This window comes from Streptomyces blastmyceticus, from assembly GCF_039521185.1.
Classification (GTDB): domain Bacteria; phylum Actinomycetota; class Actinomycetes; order Streptomycetales; family Streptomycetaceae; genus Streptomyces; species Streptomyces blastmyceticus.
In genome coordinates this window covers 64,549-80,606 of sequence record NZ_BAAABW010000036.1, presented here as the reverse complement: position 1 = coordinate 80,606, position 16,058 = coordinate 64,549, and the positions used below count along the sequence as shown (strand labels likewise).

15 protein-coding genes are annotated in these 16,058 nt (G+C 71.9%); 9 read left to right on the top strand and 6 right to left on the bottom strand.

What is annotated here, in order from left to right; all coding sequences use genetic code 11:
- Positions 1 to 176 precede the first annotated feature (176 nt).
- Entirely contained in the window at positions 177 to 980 is an 804-nt protein-coding gene (locus ABD269_RS31170; RefSeq protein WP_344123356.1) for a VOC family protein, read from the top strand.
- Between the two features lie 7 nt (positions 981 to 987).
- Here the strand turns inward: ABD269_RS31170 and ABD269_RS31165 are convergent, their stop codons facing one another.
- Together ABD269_RS31165 and ABD269_RS31160 are read right to left on the bottom strand one after the other, a co-directional pair.
- Positions 988 to 1,866 (bottom strand): alpha/beta fold hydrolase, encoded by an 879-nt coding sequence (locus ABD269_RS31165; protein WP_344123354.1) that lies wholly within the window; start codon positions 1,864 to 1,866, stop codon positions 988 to 990.
- A 530-nt stretch (positions 1,867 to 2,396) separates the two neighbouring features.
- Positions 2,397 to 4,664 (bottom strand): DEAD/DEAH box helicase, encoded by a 2,268-nt coding sequence (locus ABD269_RS31160; protein ID WP_344123352.1) that lies wholly within the window; start codon positions 4,662 to 4,664, stop codon positions 2,397 to 2,399.
- Positions 4,665 to 5,181: 517 nt separating this feature from the next.
- On the opposite strand from ABD269_RS31160, the gene ABD269_RS31155 reads away from it, so the two are divergent.
- Positions 5,182 to 5,928, top strand: coding sequence for a ferritin-like fold-containing protein (locus ABD269_RS31155; RefSeq protein ID WP_301892591.1), 747 nt, complete (start codon positions 5,182 to 5,184; stop codon positions 5,926 to 5,928).
- Positions 5,929 to 5,991: 63 nt separating this feature from the next.
- Here ABD269_RS31155 and ABD269_RS31150 read toward each other — a convergent pair whose 3' ends face one another.
- From ABD269_RS31150 to ABD269_RS31135, 4 genes are all read right to left on the bottom strand, one after another.
- Entirely contained in the window at positions 5,992 to 6,270 is a 279-nt protein-coding gene (locus ABD269_RS31150; RefSeq protein WP_205519241.1) for a hypothetical protein, read from the bottom strand.
- 187 nt (positions 6,271 to 6,457) lie between these two features.
- Complete coding sequence (locus tag ABD269_RS31145; RefSeq protein ID WP_116213748.1) at positions 6,458 to 6,685, bottom strand: DUF3107 domain-containing protein; 228 nt, start codon at positions 6,683 to 6,685, stop codon at positions 6,458 to 6,460.
- 129 nt (positions 6,686 to 6,814) lie between these two features.
- Positions 6,815 to 7,450: a TetR/AcrR family transcriptional regulator gene (locus ABD269_RS31140; protein WP_301892589.1), complete on the bottom strand. Its 636-nt coding sequence runs from the start codon at positions 7,448 to 7,450 to the stop codon at positions 6,815 to 6,817.
- Between the two features lie 187 nt (positions 7,451 to 7,637).
- Positions 7,638 to 7,856, bottom strand: coding sequence for a hypothetical protein (locus ABD269_RS31135; protein ID WP_344123348.1), 219 nt, complete (start codon positions 7,854 to 7,856; stop codon positions 7,638 to 7,640).
- A 133-nt stretch (positions 7,857 to 7,989) separates the two neighbouring features.
- Between ABD269_RS31135 and ABD269_RS31130 the strand changes: the two genes are divergently transcribed.
- From ABD269_RS31130 to ABD269_RS31100, 7 genes are all read left to right on the top strand, one after another.
- Positions 7,990 to 8,976: an alpha/beta fold hydrolase gene (locus ABD269_RS31130; protein WP_344123346.1), complete on the top strand. Its 987-nt coding sequence runs from the start codon at positions 7,990 to 7,992 to the stop codon at positions 8,974 to 8,976.
- On the top strand, positions 8,969 to 10,300 hold the full coding sequence (locus tag ABD269_RS31125; protein ID WP_344123344.1) for a DUF3152 domain-containing protein: 1,332 nt from the start codon (positions 8,969 to 8,971) through the stop codon (positions 10,298 to 10,300). The genes ABD269_RS31130 and ABD269_RS31125 overlap by 8 nt, the downstream gene beginning before the upstream one ends.
- Before the next feature lie 150 nt (positions 10,301 to 10,450).
- Entirely contained in the window at positions 10,451 to 10,543 is a 93-nt protein-coding gene (locus ABD269_RS31120) for an Ms4533A family Cys-rich leader peptide (RefSeq protein WP_311775550.1), read from the top strand.
- 162 nt (positions 10,544 to 10,705) lie between these two features.
- A complete protein-coding gene (locus tag ABD269_RS31115) occupies positions 10,706 to 12,427 on the top strand; it encodes an ABC transporter substrate-binding protein (protein ID WP_344123340.1) in 1,722 nt (573 codons plus the stop codon).
- Complete coding sequence (locus tag ABD269_RS31110) at positions 12,424 to 13,437, top strand: ABC transporter permease (RefSeq protein ID WP_344123338.1); 1,014 nt, start codon at positions 12,424 to 12,426, stop codon at positions 13,435 to 13,437. Before ABD269_RS31115 ends, ABD269_RS31110 begins: the two co-directional genes overlap by 4 nt.
- Positions 13,434 to 14,423, top strand: coding sequence for an ABC transporter permease (locus ABD269_RS31105; RefSeq protein ID WP_301892579.1), 990 nt, complete (start codon positions 13,434 to 13,436; stop codon positions 14,421 to 14,423). Before ABD269_RS31110 ends, ABD269_RS31105 begins: the two co-directional genes overlap by 4 nt.
- Positions 14,420 to 16,033, top strand: a complete 1,614-nt coding sequence (locus ABD269_RS31100) for an ABC transporter ATP-binding protein (protein ID WP_344123335.1) — start codon at positions 14,420 to 14,422, stop codon at positions 16,031 to 16,033. Before ABD269_RS31105 ends, ABD269_RS31100 begins: the two co-directional genes overlap by 4 nt.
- Positions 16,034 to 16,058 lie beyond the last annotated feature (25 nt).

Genomic DNA, 16,058 nt, shown 5'->3' with positions numbered 1-16,058 from the left:
AATGCGCGCGGGGACGGTGAGTGGAACCCTTGCTTCGGGTGGTCGTGGCCCCCGGGGCACGGCCGCTCCCGAGCGCTGCCACCGTCCGGAATCCGGCGATCCCCGGAAGCGACCCGGGAGCGACCCGGAACAGACCGACCCCGAACAGACCCCGAACAGAATCGAGGCGATCGGCCATGGCGTCGTCCTCCGACCGTGCCGTGCCGGGCGCGCCGTGCTGGGTGTCCCTGCTGACCCACGACCTCACCGCCGCCCAGGACTTCTACGGCCCGGTGATGGGCTGGACCTTCCGGTCCGGCAGGCTGGGCGAGAACTTCACCGTGGCGCTCGCCGACGGCAAACCCGTCGCCGGCATCGGCAACGTCGCCCGCACCATGGGCGTCGCCGTCTCCTGGACCTCCTACTTCGCCGTCGAGGACGCCGACGTGGTGGCCTCCCGCATCCGCGAGCGCGGCGGCACCGTCGCCGTCGGGCCGCTCGCCGTCGGCCACGGCCGGGCCGCCCTCGCCGCCGACTCCGCCGGCGCCGTCTTCGGCTTCTGGGAGGGCGAGACCCTCCGCGAGTGGCGCGTCGGCCGGGAGGCCGCGCCCGCCTGGCTGGAGCTGCGCACCCGCGACGCCTTCGCCGCCGCCATGTTCTACGGCGAGGTCTTCGAGTGGGCCACCGGCCGCCCCGACCGCTGCGAGGTGCGCTACGAGGACGACGCCGTGATGGTCCGCTCCGCCGGGCACACCGTCGCCTGCCTGCGCGGCGGCGCGGTGGAAGCGGCGCCCGACCCGAGGATCCGGCCCCGCTGGCACGTCTACTTCTGCGTCGACGACGTCGAGAAGGCCGTCGAGACCGCCCTCGCCGCCGGCGGCACGGTCGCCGCCAAACCGGGCCAGTCCCAGGTGGGCCGCGAGGCGACGCTCCGCGACCCCCAGGGCGGGCTCTTCACCGTGACCGCGAGCGGGGCGGACATCGCCCCGGACCCCTCTTAGACCGCCCTCAGACCACCAGGTCCCAGAAGCGTACGAGCGCTTCGGCCGTCGCCGCCGGGCGCTCCGCGTTGGGGGAGTGGCCCGCGCCCTCGACGACCGTACGGACCGCCGACAGCTCCTTCGCCATCGCGTCGATCGACGGCACCGGCCAGGCGTAGTCCAGGCGGCCGGAGAGTACGTGCTTGGGCAGCGGGACCGCCGCCAGCTCCGCCGTACGGTCCGGCTCCACGGTCAACTGCCGCCCGGCGGCGAGGAGTTGCTCCGTCGTCGTCAGCGTCCAGCGGCGGTGCAGGAACTCTTCCAGAGCGGGGTCCCGGGGCTCCGTGGCCGCCGCCTCCCCATCCTGCGGTTCCTGTTCCTGATTCTGCATCTCCCGCCAGACCGCTTCCTTGTCCAACTGCCCCAGGGCGGCGAGCAGTAGCCGGGTACGCGCCTGCTGCTCCTCCGCGATCGCCGCCGGGCCGCAGCTCATGATCGTGAGCGAGCGGAAGGGCGAGGCGTCCAGCAGCACCGCCGCGCGGCAGACCAGACCGCCGAACGAGTGCCCCAGCAGATGCACTCCACCACCGAGGGCCTCCGCCTGCGCGATGACGTCCCGGGCCAGCTCGTCCTGCGCGTACGCCGACGCCTCCCGCGGCCCCGCGCTCTCGTGCTGCCCCCGCCCGTCCACGGCCACCGCCCGATAACCGGCCGCCGCGAGCGGCTCCAGCAGCGCGATGAAGTCCTCCTTGCTCCCGGTGAACCCCGGCACGAGCAGAACGGTGCCGCGGGTCGCGACGCCGGCCGCGGCCGGGAGGGCGTCGTGGGTCGCGAACTCGCCGCGGCGGGTGAGGAGGGGGCGGGCCTGCGCTTGGGGAGGCGGCGTGAGGAAGGGAGGGCGGCTCATGGGGGTGAGGCTAGCGGTGGGGTGGGGGCGGGTTGTCTTGTGGGTGCGGTTGTTTTGCCGGGTGCGGCTTTGTGTGCGCCTGCGGCGGGGCGCCCTGCGGGCGCGGCCTCAAGCTCCCCCAGCTACCGCTGGGAGGTGCCCCCACCGGGCTGGGTTGTGGGTGGCCGGGGGCGTGGCCTCCGGGGCAGGGGTCCTGGACCGTATATTTACGGCGCGTTGCCCTCTGAGGTGTTGAGTGCCCGGGGCCTGCGCCGCAAATACACGTCAGCGTCCAGGACCCCTGCCCCTGCGGCCCCACCCCCTCCCGCCGGAGAGCGGCTCACGGGCTGTTCGGGGTGCCTTCCGGGCTACGGCCGTATGTCGCCGACGGCGGGCGGGTGGCATGGGGAGGGGTGCCCGTCACCTTCTAAGTGCCGGGTGGTCGCGGGTGGGTGTGTCCCGCCGCGGTAGCGGCGGGCAGCCGACGACGGTGGGACGACGACGGCCGGTCACCCCGTCGTGGGGGACCGGCCGTCGTCAGAGGGTGAGCGTCAGCTCGTGGCCTCGGCCTTGGGGGCCGCTGCCTTGCGGGTGCGCTTCGGCTTGGCCTCGGCCTCGGGCGTCTCCGCGTCGGTCTTCGGGGCTGCTGCCTTGCGGGTGCGCTTCGGCTTGGCTTCCGCCTCCGGCGTCTCCGCGTCGGCCTTGGGGGCTGCCACCTTGCGGGTGCGCTTGGGCTTGGCCTCTGCCTCGGGCGTCTCGGCCTCCGCCTTGGGGGCTGCTGCCTTGCGGGTGCGCTTCGGCTTGGCTTCCGCCTCGGCCGTTTCGGCCTCGACCTTCGGGGCCGCCGTCTTGCGGGTGCGCTTGGGCTTGGTCTCCGCCTCCGGCGTCTCGGCCTCGGCCTTGGGGGCTGCTGCCTTGCGGGTGCGCTTCGGCTTGGCTTCCGCCTCCGGCGTCTCCGCCTCGGCCTTGGGAGCTGCCGCCTTGCGCGTGCGCTTCGGCTTCTCCTCGGTGACCTCGGCGTCCGCCTCGACCTTCGGGGCCGCGACCTTGCGCGTGCGCTTCACCGGTGCCTCCGCCGCGTCGGCCTTGGGGGCCGCCGCCTTGCGGGTGCGCTTCGGCTTCTCCTCTGGCTGGACCGGGGTCGACTCCGTGGCCTGCGACGGGATCGTGGCCGTCGCCGCCGCCAGGGCCGCGGCCGCGGTCTCGACGGTCTGGAAACCGGCCTCGGCCGTGTCGGTGGTCAGCGGCTTCGCCACTCGCGCACGACGACGGCGCGGCTGCTCGGGCTCGGCAGCGGCGACCGGAGCCGGGGCCGCGGCCGGGGCGGCCTCGGGCGTCGCGGTCACGGCGGCAGCCGCCGGTGCGGCCGACGACGCGCTGTGACGCGTACGGCGACGGCGGCGCGGCTTCGAGGGGGTCTCGGGAGCGCCCTCCGCCATGGGCCGGGCGGCGGGCTCGGCCACCGGCTCCGCCACGGGCGTCGCGACAGTGGTGACGGGCGCCTCGGCGCCGGCCGTCGCACCGCCACGGGTGCGGCGGCGCTGACGCGGGGTGCGGGTGCGCGCGGGGCGCTCCTCCTCCGCCACGGGAGCCTGCTTCGGGCCGCGGCCGCGGGCGCCGCGGCCACCCGTCTCGCCGAGGTCCTCGATCTCCTCCGCCGCGAGCCCGGCACGGGTCCGCTCGGAGCGCGGCAGTATGCCCTTGGTGCCCGCGGGGATGTTCAGCAGCTCGTAGAGGTGCGGGGAGGTGGAGTACGTCTCCTCCGGCTCGTCGAACGGCAGGTCCAGCGCCTTGTTGATCAGCTTCCAGCGCGGGATGTCGTCCCAGTCGACGAGGGTGACGGCCGTACCCGACTTGCCGGCGCGGCCCGTACGGCCGATGCGGTGCAGGTAGGTCTTCTCGTCCTCGGGGGACTGGTAGTTGATGACGTGCGTGACGTTGTCGACGTCGATGCCCCGGGCGGCGACGTCGGTGCAGACCAGCACGTCGACCTTGCCGTTGCGGAAGGCGCGCAGCGCCTGCTCGCGGGCGCCCTGGCCGAGGTCGCCGTGGACCGCGCCGGAGGCGAAGCCGCGGCGGGCCAGCTGGTCGGCGATGTCGGCGGCCGTGCGCTTCGTACGGCAGAAGACCATCGCGAGGGCGCGCTCCTCGGCCTGGAGGATGCGGGAGACCATCTCCGGCTTGTCCATGTTGTGCGCGCGGAAGACGTGCTGCTTGATGTTGGCGACGGTCTGGCCCTCGTCGTCCGGCGCGGTGGCGCGGATGTGCGTGGGCTGCGACATGTAGCGCCGCGCGAGGTTGATGACGGCGCCCGGCATGGTGGCCGAGAACAGCATCGTCTGGCGCTTGGCGGGCAGCATCATCATGATCCGCTCGACGTCGGGCAGGAAGCCCAGGTCGAGCATCTCGTCGGCCTCGTCCAGGACGAGCGCCTTGATGTGCGAGAGGTCCAGCTTCTTCTGGCCCGCGAGGTCGAGCAGTCGGCCCGGGGTGCCGACGATGACGTCGACGCCCTTCTTGAGCGCCTCGACCTGCGGCTCGTAGGCGCGGCCGCCGTAGATCGCCAGCACGCGTACGTTACGGACCTTGCCGGCGGTGAGGAGGTCGTTGGTGACCTGCTGGCACAGCTCGCGGGTGGGGACGACGACGAGCGCCTGCGGGGCGTCGGTGAGCTGCTCGGGCTTGGCCCGGCCGGCCTCGACGTCCGCGGGGACGACGACGCGCTCCAGCAGGGGAAGGCCGAAGCCCAGCGTCTTTCCGGTGCCGGTCTTGGCCTGGCCGATGACGTCCGAGCCCGACAGGGCCACGGGGAGCGTCATCTCCTGGATGGGGAAGGGATGGATGATGCCGACGGCTTCAAGGGCTTCGGCGGTCTCGGGAAGAATCCCGATTTCTCGGAAGGTGGAGAGAGTAGACAGGATCTTGCCTCTTCTGTGAGACGCGGCGCGAGGCGGCGAAGGGGGTCGTACGTACCGCGCCGGGGTACTGTCCGGCCTTGGGGAAGCCGGGTGACGCGCGGGACCACTGCCTTCGCTCTTGCACACGTGCCGCGAGCGGATCCCTCCAAGCGCATACGTCTCGCATGCGCCACGCGGAGGGCGGTCGGTTTTGGAAGCCGATCGGGCCACCGACCGGGCATCCGCTGGGGATCCGGGGGCCGGGCGAGTGACGCCACCGGAAGACACAGCATGGGACAGCCCGCCGAATACTCGGCAGGCGCATTACCACTGTACCCCGGAAACACGCATGTGTGTCCGGACAATCCTTCGGACAGATGAGGAGGAACTGGCTGACCAGGGCCTTCCCCTTGATCCCAGGCGGGCTATTGTGCGCTCCATGGAGACGCCCGACAACGCTGAGAACGCCACCGAGCCCGTAGCCGCACACACCGGAATCGCCGCCCAGGACTGGGCGAAGGCGTCCGCCGACCCGCAGTACCGGGCGGCGGTCGTGGACCTGCTCGGCGCCCTCGCCTACGGCGAGCTGGCCGCCTTCGAGCGGCTCGCGGAGGACGCCAAGCTGGCGCCGACGCTGGACGACAAGGCCGAGCTGGCGAAGATGGCCTCGGCGGAGTTCCAGCACTTCCAGCGGCTGCGCGACCGCCTCGCGGCCATCGACGTGGAGCCGACCGGCGCGATGCAGCCCTTCGCGGCGGCGCTGGACGAGTTCCACCGCCAGACCGCGCCGTCGGACTGGCTGGAGGGCCTGGTCAAGGCGTACGTCGGCGACTCGATCGCCAGTGACTTCTACCGCGAGGTCGCCGCCCGCCTGGACTCCGACACCCGCGCGCTGGTGCTGGCCGTCCTGGACGACACCGGCCACGCGAGCTTCGCGGTCGAAAAGGTCCGTGCCGCGATCGAGGCGGAGCCCCGGGTGGGCGGCCGGCTCGCGCTGTGGGCGCGGCGGCTGATGGGCGAGGCGCTCTCGCAGGCGCAGCGCGTGGTCGCCGACCGTGACGCGCTGTCGACGATGCTGGTCGGCGGCGTGGCCGACGGCTTCGACCTCGCCGAGGTCGGCAAGATGTTCTCCCGGATCACCGAGGCGCACACCAAGCGGATGGCCGCGCTGGGCCTGGCTGCCTGAGTCACCTCGCCCGTCCGGCTGCGTGCGGCGCACGACGCGCCCCCGGAGCCGGGCGGGCCCGGGTCAGGCGGTGGCTGATCGGCGGGGCCGGTCGCCCTGCCGCACCAAGAGGGACAGCAGCGCCACGGACACGCCCAGCGAGACGGCCAGGACGGCCGGCGCATGGCCGGGGCCCAGCACGGAGTGGCCGATCAGGGCGCCGAAGAGCGCGGCGACCGGACCCGTGGCCAGCGCCAGGCTCCGGGGGCGGAACTGCCCGTACCGCGCGGGCAGCCAGCGCAGGGCTCCGTAGGAGACGGCGAGGCCGATGAGGACCGAGCCGAGCGCTTCCCAGAGGATCATGGTCACTTCCTCCCGTGCTGAGATCGTGCGAGATCGAGGAGCAGGTGCAAATCGGTCGAAGCCGTACTACCCCTCCGGGCGGCCCGGCAACCCTCCGCGCGAGATGCCCACGACGCTTATGACAACGGCGGGGCCCCGGTGAATTCCTCACCGGGGCCCCGCCGTTCGCTGCTGCGTCCGCGCTCGCTCAGAGAGCGCTGAAACCGACCTTACGGGTGGTCGGCTCGCCGATCTCCACATAGGCCAGCCGGTCGGCCGGAACCAGGACCTTGCGGCCGTGGTCGTCCACCAGGCTCAGCAGCTGCGCCTTGCCGCCGAGCGCGTCGGCAACCGCACGCTCGACCTCTTCGGCAGACTGCCCGCTCTCGAGAACGATCTCGCGGGGCGCGTGCTGCACGCCGATCTTGACCTCCACGGCTTATGTCCCTCCGAAGGTTTGGGGTCCCGTACCTGCCACACACTAGCCCGGTACGGGCACGAGCCGAGCGGGTGCGTCCACGCTGGCAGCGAACAGCGCCCGCCCGGGACGGACGGAGGTCGGGCCCTAGTGGTCGGCCGGGTTCTTCGGGAAGCCCGCGATGCCCCGCCAGGCCAGCGACGTCAGCAACTGCACCGCCGTGTCGCGCGGCACGGTGCTCTCGCTGGAGAGCCAGTAGCGGGCGACGACCTGGGAGACCCCGCCGAGCCCGACGGCCAGCAGCATCGCCTCGTCCTTCGACAGGCCGGTGTCCTCGGCGATCACGTCGCTGATCTCCTGCGCGCACTCCAGCGACACCTTGTCGACGCGCTCGCGGACGGCCGGCTCATTGGTGAGGTCCGACTCGAAGACCAGCCGGAAGGCGCCGCCCTCGTCCTCCACGTACGCGAAATAGGCGTCCATGGTGGCCGCCACGCGCAGCTTGTTGTCGCTGGTCGAGGCGAGCGCGGTGCGGACCGCGGTCAGCAGGGCCTCGCAGTGCTGGTCAAGCAGGGCCAGATAGAGGTCCAGCTTGCCGGGGAAGTGCTGGTAGAGGACCGGCTTGCTGACGCCGGCGCGCTCGGCGATGTCGTCCATCGCCGCCGCGTGGTAACCCTGTGCGACAAAGACTTCCTGGGCCGCGCCCAGCAGCTGATTGCGTCGGGCTCGGCGCGGCAGACGCGTGCCTCGCGGCCGCGCCTCGGTCTGCTCGATGGCTGTCACGCCGCCTCCCATGATCGTTCCCTGCACGGTGTGCACCGCGCCCGCCATCGTACTTTTGGGTAACCGGGCCGTGCGTGGTCGGAGCGGAGAATTTCCTGTACCGGACGCTGTGGGAAGTCAACAAAATCCTGACAATTGACGCGCAGCTCACTCCCGGCTCCCCGGTGTCGGCCGTCCGGGGCCGCTCTCAGCGGTAGTCGTCCTCGTCCAGCTCCACCACCCTGGCCTGCTCGGCGACGTCGGCCTCGTTGGCGCTGTCCGGGTCGATGGCGGACAGCGGATCGTCCCGGCGCGGCGAGATGTCGGCGTGCTGCTCGGCGGCGTCCGCCTCCGGGGCCTCGACGTCGAACTCCGTGATGTCGGTCGTTTCGTCGAAGGTTTCCGGGTCGGACGGGTCAACGGTCATGCGGTACCCCTTCTCAGGGAGGAAGCCCTCTTACTCCGTGGTACGAGCCTAGGAGAGGCGGCCCCGCGACGCCAGGTGATCTGTGACGCCCGCCACAGGAGTCCCGGCGTGATCGTCTCGTAACATTGCCCGCATGTCTTCGACCGAGTCGCCCGATGCCCGCGCCGTCCCCGTGGTGCCGCCCGGGCGGCCGTCGTGGGTCAGCCGGGGCGAGGAGGTCCGCACGGTGACCCTGCCGGGCGCCACCATGGCGGTGCGCTCCCGGGAGCCCGCGCAGGAAGGGCTGCCGCCCGCGCTGTATCTGCACGGGCTCGGCGGCTCCTCGCAGAACTGGTCCGCGCTCATGGACCGGCTCGCCGGTCACGTCGACGGCGAGGCCCTCGACCTGCCGGGCTTCGGTGACTCACCGCCACCGGACGACAGAGACTTCTCCATCACCGGCTGCGCCCGCGTGGTCATCCGCTATCTGGACGCCCGTGGACGCGGGCCCGTGCACCTGCTCGCCAACTCGATGGGCGGGGCGGTCGCCACGCGCGTCGCGGCCGTCCGCCCCGACTTGGTCCGCACGCTCACTCTGATCTCGCCCGCGCTCCCCGAGCTGCGCCCGCAGCGCACGGCGGTGCCCACCGGACTGCTCGCCGTGCCGGGGATCGCCTCCTTCTTCGCCCGCGCGACCAAGGACTGGACACCCGAGAGGCGTACGCGCGAGGTGCTCGCGCTCTGTTACGGGGACCCCGGACGGGTGACACCGGAGGAATTCGAACGGGCGGTCGCGGAATTCGAGCGGCGGCTGGAGCTGCCCTACTTCTGGGACGTCATGGCGCGGGCCGCGCGCGGCATAGTCGACTCCTACACCCTCGGTGGCCAGCATTCGCTGTGGCGTCAGGCGGAGCGGGTGCTTGCCCCTACGCTGCTCGTCTACGGAAAGCGCGACCAGCTCGTCTCCTTCCGCATGGCACACCGCGCGAGCAAGACTTTCCGCGACTCGCGGTTGCTGACGCTCCTGGAATCAGGACATGTCGCCATGATGGAGGACCCGGACGCGGTGGCTCGAGCCTTCCGCGACCTCCTCACGGACACCGCCGCCACTGCTGAACGGAGCGCTACGCCTCGTGGGTAAACACAGCGCACGCGCCTCCCATGCCACTCGCCGGCCCCCGGCCGACGGGGCCGAGGGGGGCACGGGACGCCGATCGGCCCCGTCCGCCGAGGGGTCCGAGGCCGCCGAGGAGCCTTCCCCGGAGGGCGTCAGTACGGGCGGGGGCGCCTCGCAGGCGCCCGAGGAGCCGTCCGCGGGCGAGTTCATGGGTGAGTTCGTCGGCGAGGGGCACCCCGAGCCGCGGGCGCAGGGTGTCGGCTGGGGTGTCATCGGTGTGCAGCGCGGTCAGGGCGCGGGCCGGGCGGCCGGCTACGGGGCTTCCTACAGCCCGGGATACGCCGCTGAATTCGAGCCCGTAACCGAGTCTGCCCAGCACTCCTCCGGATATGCGCCCGCGGCCTACTGGCAGGGCGGCGCGCCCGCCGCACCGGCCGCCACCGTCCCGGCGGCCCCTGTCGCCGCCGCACCCGCGCGCGTGCCCGCGCCGCGGCCCGAGGCGAGCGCCGCGGCCTCGCGGCGCCGGGCCGCTCCCGCGAAGTCCGGCCAGGGCGTGGCGCGGACCGCGACGGGCGTCGCGGCCGCCCTGGTGACCGCGGTTCTCGCCGTCATCGTCGCAGGTCAGGTCGATGACAGCACGGACAGCAAGGCCCAGGCCCGGTCCGCGGACGTCGAGCGCGGCAGCCCTGACGCGGCCTCCCGCTCCGACAGCAGGCCGACGCCCAACGGCGGTGCGGCGGTCGCGGCCACCTACGACGAGAAGATGGCCAAGAAGTACCCGCTGGACGAGAAGGCCCACGGATCGGGTGACTTCGAGACCGTGGGAGGCCACGACAAGGCCCCCGGTAAGGGTGAAGTGCTGCGGTACCGCGTTGACGTGGAAAAGGGGCTTCCGCTCGACGGCGAGCTCTTCGCGACGGCCGTCCAGCGGACGCTGAACGACGACCGCAGCTGGGGCCACGGCGGCACCCGTACCTTCGAACGCGTCTCCTCCGGCCACGCCGACTTCGTGGTCACCCTCGCCACCCCCGGCACGACGGCGGCCTGGTGCGCCAAGTCGGGCCTGGACACCACCGAGGACAACGTCTCCTGCGACTCCGCCGCCACCGACCGGGTCATGATCAACGCCTATCGGTGGGCGCAGGGCGCGCAGACCTACGGCGACCAGATGCACATGTACCGGCAGATGCTGATCAATCACGAGGTCGGTCACCGGCTCGGGCACGACCACGAGAGCTGCTCCAAGGAGGGCGCTCTGGCGCCGGTGATGATGCAGCAGACGAAGTTCCTGAAGTCGCCGGAGGGCGTCACCTGCCGGCCGAACGCCTGGCCCTTCCCCAAGGAGTGACCGGAGGGGCCGGTTCCATGAACCGGTATTCCGGCCCCACCTCCGGTATGTCCGGCATTTCGTGATCCAATGTCTCGCTCCGCGGGACGCCTCGTCTCTATGCCTGAGACACCTTTGCCACTGGGCGAAAATTCGTCCAGTGTTCTGCGCATGTCGCACCACCACGCCTCCGAGAACGCCGGCTTCGAGCTGGCGCTGATCGGCGTGGCCGCGCACGCAGTCGCCGACATTCTCTGTCGCTGAGACCGCACTTTCCCCCGCGTACTTCCGCGTTGCGCCCTCGCGCATTAGCGTCGCGTCCGCCGGGGGCGGTCCCGCGTTCGTCCGCGCGCTTCCCAACCGCCTTCCGTGGGTGCATTTCGTTCGCATTCGTCCTGTCGTGTCCCGCGAAAGGCTCTCTTTGTCATGCGTCAACTTCCCGCCATATCCCGCCGCGTCGCCGCGGCAGCCGTCAGTGTGGCCCTGCTCGGAGGCGCGGCGGCGTGCGGTCCGGAGAAGAGCGGCGATGCCAAGGGCGGCGGCGCCGACGGCGCGCCGAAGAAGGGCGGCACCCTGACCGTCCTCAACAGACAGCCGCAGAAGCAGTTCGACCCCGCCCGGCTCTACACCTCCGGCGGCGGCAACGTCCCCTCGCTCGTCTTCCGCACGCTCACCACCCGCCACCGTGCCAATGGCGCCGAGGGCACCAAGGTCGTGCCCGACCTCGCCACCGACACCGGCACGCCCAGCGACGACGCCAAGGTGTGGACGTTCAAGCTCAAGGACGGGCTGAAGTACGAGGACGGCTCGCCCATCACCACCGCCGACATCAAGTACGGCATCGAGCGCTCCTTCGCCCCCGAACTCTCCGGCGGCGCCCCCTATCTGCGCGACTGGCTGGTCGGCGGCGAGAACTACCAGGGCATCTACAAGGACGCCAAGGGCCTCGCCTCGATCGAGACCCCGGACGCGAAGACGATCGTCTTCCACCTGCGCAAGTCCGAGGGCGACTTCCCCTTCGTCGCCACCCAGACCCAGTTCGCGCCGGTGCCCAAGGCCAAGGACACCGGCGCGAAGTACGCCGAGCACCCGGTCTCGTCCGGCCCGTACAAGGTCGTCAAGAACACCAACGACGGCGAGCACCTGGTGCTGGAGCGCAACACCAACTGGTCGGAGGAGACCGACAAGGAGCGCCACGCCTACCCCGACAGCATCGATGTGCAGGCGGGCCTGAACTCCGCGGTCATCAACCAGCGGCTCTCGTCCGGCCAGGGCGCCGACGCGGCCGCGATCACCACCGACAACAACCTCGGCCCGGCCGAACTCGCCCAGGTCACCGGCGACAAGAAGCTCGCCGACCGGGTCGGCACCGGCCACTTCGGCTACACCAATTACCTGGCCTTCAACCCCAAGGCGAAGCCGTTCGACAACCCCAAGGTCCGCCAGGCCATCGCGTACGCCATCAACCGCACCAGCGTGGTGAACGCCGCGGGCGGCTCCTCGCTCGCCGAGCCGGCGACGACCTTCCTGCCCAACCAGAAGTCGTTCGGCTACACGCCCTACGACCACTTCCCGGCGGGCGCGACCGGCAACCCGGAGAAGGCCAAGGAGCTGCTGAAGGAGGCCGGTTACGAGAACGGCCTGGAGATCACCCTGACCCACTCCACCGCGCAGGACTTCGAGACCAGCCCGGAGATCGCAACGGCGATCCAGGCGGCGCTCAAGCAGGCGGGCATCACGGTCAAGCTCCAGGGCCTGGAGTTCAACGACTACGACGAGAAGGTCCACCAGGTCAAGACGCAGCCGGATCTCTTCCTCGCCCACTGGGGCGCCGACTGGCCCTCCGGCGGCCCCTTCCTCGCCCCGATCTTCGACGGCCGGCAGATCGTCAAGGACGGTTCGAACTACAACTCCGCGCAGCTCGACGACTCCAAGGTCAACGACGAGATCGACGGCATCAACAAGGTGACGGACCTCGCCGCGGCCGCCAAGCGCTGGGGCGCCCTCGACCGGTCGATCGGCGAGCAGGCCCTGACCGTGCCGCTGTTCCACCCCGTCTACAAGCGCCTCTTCGGCAAGGACGTCAAGAACGTCGTCATCAGCGACTGGACCGGCGTTCTCGACATCTCGCAGGTCTCGGTCAAGTGACGGACCTCATCGGCACCAAGGAACCGGAGGTGGTGACTCCGGACGGAGCCGCCGCCTCCGGCGCCCGGCAGGTGTGGCGGCGGCTGCGCGCGCGCAAGTCCGCGCTCGTGGCCGCCGCCGTGCTGGGCCTGCTCGTCCTCCTCGCCCTCGGCGCGCCCCTGCTGGCCGCGCTGGAGGGCCAGGACGTCAACGCCTACCACGACACGCTCGTCGACTCCGCGCGCGGCGGCGTGCCGTCCGGCTCCTTCGGCGGCATCAGCGCCGACCACTGGCTCGGCGTCGAACCGGGCACCGGACGCGACCTGTTCGTCCGCCTCCTGTACGGCGCGCGCGTCTCGCTCATGGTCGCCGTCGGGGCGACGCTGGTGCAGGTGCTCGTCGCCGTCGTCGTGGGGCTCGCCGCCGCGCTCGGCAACCGCTTCGTGGACAGTCTCCTCAGCCGGATCACCGAGGTGATGATCGCGCTGCCCCTGCTGGTCTTCGCGATCGCCCTGACGGCCGTCGTCCCCACCGACTTCCCCCGGCCGCTGCTGCTCATCGTCGTGATCGGCCTGATCGCCTGGGGCGGCCTGGCCCGGGTCGTCCGCGCCCAGGCGCTCGGCCTGAAGAAGCTCGACTACGTGTCGGCCGCACGGCTGGCCGGCGGCTCGACCTGGCGCGTCGCCCGGCGCGAACTGCTGCCCGGCATCGCCGCACCCGTGATCACGTACGCGGTCTACCTGCTGCCGTCCAACATCGTCCTGGAGGCGTCCATGTCGTTCCTCGGCGTCGGCGTGAAGCCTCCCACCCCCTCCTGGGGCCAGATGCTCTCCTCGGCCACCACGTGGTTCCGCGCGGACCCGGCATACGTGGTGCTCCCGGCGCTGCTGCTGTTCGTCACCACGCTCGCCTTCACCGTGCTCGGCGACGGCGTGCGCGTCGCGCTCGACCCGCGCGTCGCTTCCCGGCTGCGCGTCGGCCGCGCCAAGGTGCGCAAGGCCGCCGCGCCCGCGGGGGGAGAGACGGCATGAGCCTCTACCTCCTGCGCCGCGCGCTCGGCGCCGTCCTCGTGCTCCTGGTGATCTCCGTGGTCATCTACGCGACCTTCTACGTCGCCCCCGGCGACCCTGCGAAGCTCGCGTGCGGACCGCGCTGCAACCCCGAACAGCTCCGGCAGGTACGGGAGCAGCTGAGCCTCGACGACCCGGTGTACCTGCAGTACTGGCACTTCCTGCAGGGCATCTTCGCCGGGCACGACTACTCCACCGGCACCGGCGTGATGCACTGCGACGCGCCCTGCTTCGGCCTGTCGTACCAGAACGACCAGCAGGTCACCGAGCTGATCGCGCAGCGGCTGCCCGCCACCGTCTCCCTCGCGGCCGGCGCGATGGTGCTCACGCTGCTGCTGGGCATCGGCACCGGCCTGCTGTCCGTCGTCCGGCGCGGCGGCGTGATCGAGCGCGCGCTCACCTGGCTCACCCTCGCCGGCATCGCGACCCCGGTCTTCATCAGCGGGCTCGCGCTGCTGATGATCTTCTGCGCGTATCTGGAGTGGCTGCCCTTCCCGTCCTACGTGGCGCTGACCGACGACCCCGAGCAGTGGGCCTGGAACATGCTGCTGCCCTGGGTCGCGCTCGCCCTGCTCGAATCCTCCAAGTACGCCCGGATGACGCGAAGTTCCATGCTGGAGACCCTCGCCGAGGACCACGTCCGCACCTTCCGCGCCTACGGCGTCTCCGAACGCGCGATCGTCGGCAAGCACGCGCTGCGCGGCGCGGTCGCGCCGGTCATCGCCATGGCGGCCGTCGACTTCGGGGCGATGGTGGGCGGCACGACGCTCACCGAGACGATGTTCGGCCTGCCCGGCGTCGGACAGCTGCTGGTGCGCTCCGTGCAGACCGTCGACCTGCCGGTCGTCGTCGCGATCGTCATGGTCATCGGCGCCGCCGTGGTGGTCGCCAACATCATCGGCGACGTGCTCCACGCCGCCGCCGACCGGAGGGTGGCCCTGCGATGACCGAACCCCTGGTGCAGGTCAGCGACCTGTCCGTCTCCTTCCCGACCGGTGACGGCCCCGTGCGCGCCGTGGACGGGCTCTCCTTCGAGCTCGCGCCCGGCGGCGCGCTCGCCCTGGTCGGCGAGTCCGGCTCGGGCAAGAGCACGGTGGCGTACGGGCTCCTGGGCCTGCACCGCTCCACCGGTGCCGAGGTCACGGGCGAGGTACGGGTCGCGGGCCACGACGTGCTCGCCGCCGACGAGGCCGAACTGCGCCGGGTGCGCGGCGGGGTGGCGGCCATGGTCTTCCAGGACCCGCTCTCCTCGCTCGATCCCTACCAGGCCATTGGCGACCAGATCGCCGAGGTCCACCGCGTCCACCGGCGCGGTACGGCCCGGCGCGCGGCCCGCGCCCGCGCCGTCGAGGTGCTCGACCGGGTGGGCATCCCGGACGCGGCCCGGCGCGCCCGCTCCCGCCCGCACGAGTTCAGCGGCGGCATGCGCCAGCGCGCCCTCATCGCCATGGCGCTCGCCTGCGAACCGCGCCTCCTGGTCGCCGACGAACCCACCACCGCACTCGATGTCACCGTGCAGGACCAGATCCTCGGCCTCCTGCGCGAACTGCGCGCCGAGACCGGCATGGGCCTGATCCTGGTCACCCACGACCTGGGCGTGGCCGCCGACAGCGTCGACGAGCTGCTGGTGATGAAGAACGGCCGCGCCGTCGAGCGCGGAGCGGTCCGTACGGTGCTCGACGCGCCGGGCGAGGACTACACGCGCGCCCTATTGGCGGCCGTTCCGCGGATAAACGTCCGCCGTCCGGGTGTACGCCCCGCGAAGGCCGACGACGCGGTCCTGCTCGAAGCCACCGGCCTGACCCGGGAGTTCGGCCGCGGCAAGCAGGCCGTCACCGCCGTCGACGAGGTCTCGCTGACCGTGCGGGCCGGGGAGACCGTCGGCGTCGTGGGGGAGTCCGGCAGCGGCAAGACGACGCTCGGACGGATGCTCGTACGGCTCCTGGAGCCCACCGGCGGTGAACTGCGCTACCAGGGACGGGACATCGGCGGCCTGAAGGAGAGCGGGCTGCGGCCCTTCCGCACCGAGCTCCAGATGGTCTTCCAGGACCCCGTCTCCTCGCTCAACCCCCGCCGCAGCATCGGCGAGTCCATCGCCGACCCGCTGCGCGTGGCCGGGAAGCTCACGGATGCCGAGATCACCGCCCGGGTGCGCGAACTGCTGGAGCGGGTGGGGCTCGACCCCGGCGCGTACCACCGCTATCCGCACGAGTTCAGCGGCGGCCAGCGGCAGCGGGTCGGCATCGCGCGGGCGCTCGCGCCCGAGCCCAGGCTGATCGTCTGCGACGAGCCGGTGTCCGCCCTCGACGTCACCACCCAGGCGCAGGTCGTCAAGCTGCTCGGGGAGCTGCAGCGCGACCTGGGTCTCGCGCTCGTCTTCATCGCGCACGACCTGGCCGTCGTGCGCCAGGTCAGCGACCGGCTGGTCGTGATGCGCGGCGGGCGGATCGTGGAGGAGGGACCGGCGGACTCCGTCTACGAGAACCCCCGGCACCCCTATACGCAGGGCCTGCTGGCGGCCGTCCCGCAGCTCGAACGGGAGGAAGCCGCCGCATAGCGCGGAGCAACGTCCCATCTCCGGG

Bases quoted from the DNA above. Each gene is read 5' to 3' on its own strand.
- ABD269_RS31105 (WP_301892579.1), top strand. From the start codon at position 13,434: ATGAGCCTCTACCTCCTGCGCCGCGCGCTCGGCGCCGTCCTCGTGCTC.
- ABD269_RS31115 (WP_344123340.1), top strand. From the start codon at position 10,706: ATGCGTCAACTTCCCGCCATATCCCGCCGCGTCGCCGCGGCAGCCGTC.
- ABD269_RS31150 (WP_205519241.1), bottom strand. From the start codon at position 6,270: ATGATCCTCTGGGAAGCGCTCGGCTCGGTCCTCATCGGCCTCGCCGTC.
- ABD269_RS31100 (WP_344123335.1), top strand. From the start codon at position 14,420: ATGACCGAACCCCTGGTGCAGGTCAGCGACCTGTCCGTCTCCTTCCCG.
- ABD269_RS31160 (WP_344123352.1), bottom strand. From the start codon at position 4,664: ATGACGCTCCCCGTGGCCCTGTCGGGCTCGGACGTCATCGGCCAGGCC.
- ABD269_RS31170 (WP_344123356.1), top strand. From the start codon at position 177: ATGGCGTCGTCCTCCGACCGTGCCGTGCCGGGCGCGCCGTGCTGGGTG.
- ABD269_RS31135 (WP_344123348.1), bottom strand. From the start codon at position 7,856: ATGACCGTTGACCCGTCCGACCCGGAAACCTTCGACGAAACGACCGAC.
- ABD269_RS31155 (WP_301892591.1), top strand. From the start codon at position 5,182: ATGGAGACGCCCGACAACGCTGAGAACGCCACCGAGCCCGTAGCCGCA.
- ABD269_RS31130 (WP_344123346.1), top strand. From the start codon at position 7,990: ATGTCTTCGACCGAGTCGCCCGATGCCCGCGCCGTCCCCGTGGTGCCG.
- ABD269_RS31165 (WP_344123354.1), bottom strand. From the start codon at position 1,866: ATGAGCCGCCCTCCCTTCCTCACGCCGCCTCCCCAAGCGCAGGCCCGC.
- ABD269_RS31120 (WP_311775550.1), top strand. From the start codon at position 10,451: ATGTCGCACCACCACGCCTCCGAGAACGCCGGCTTCGAGCTGGCGCTG.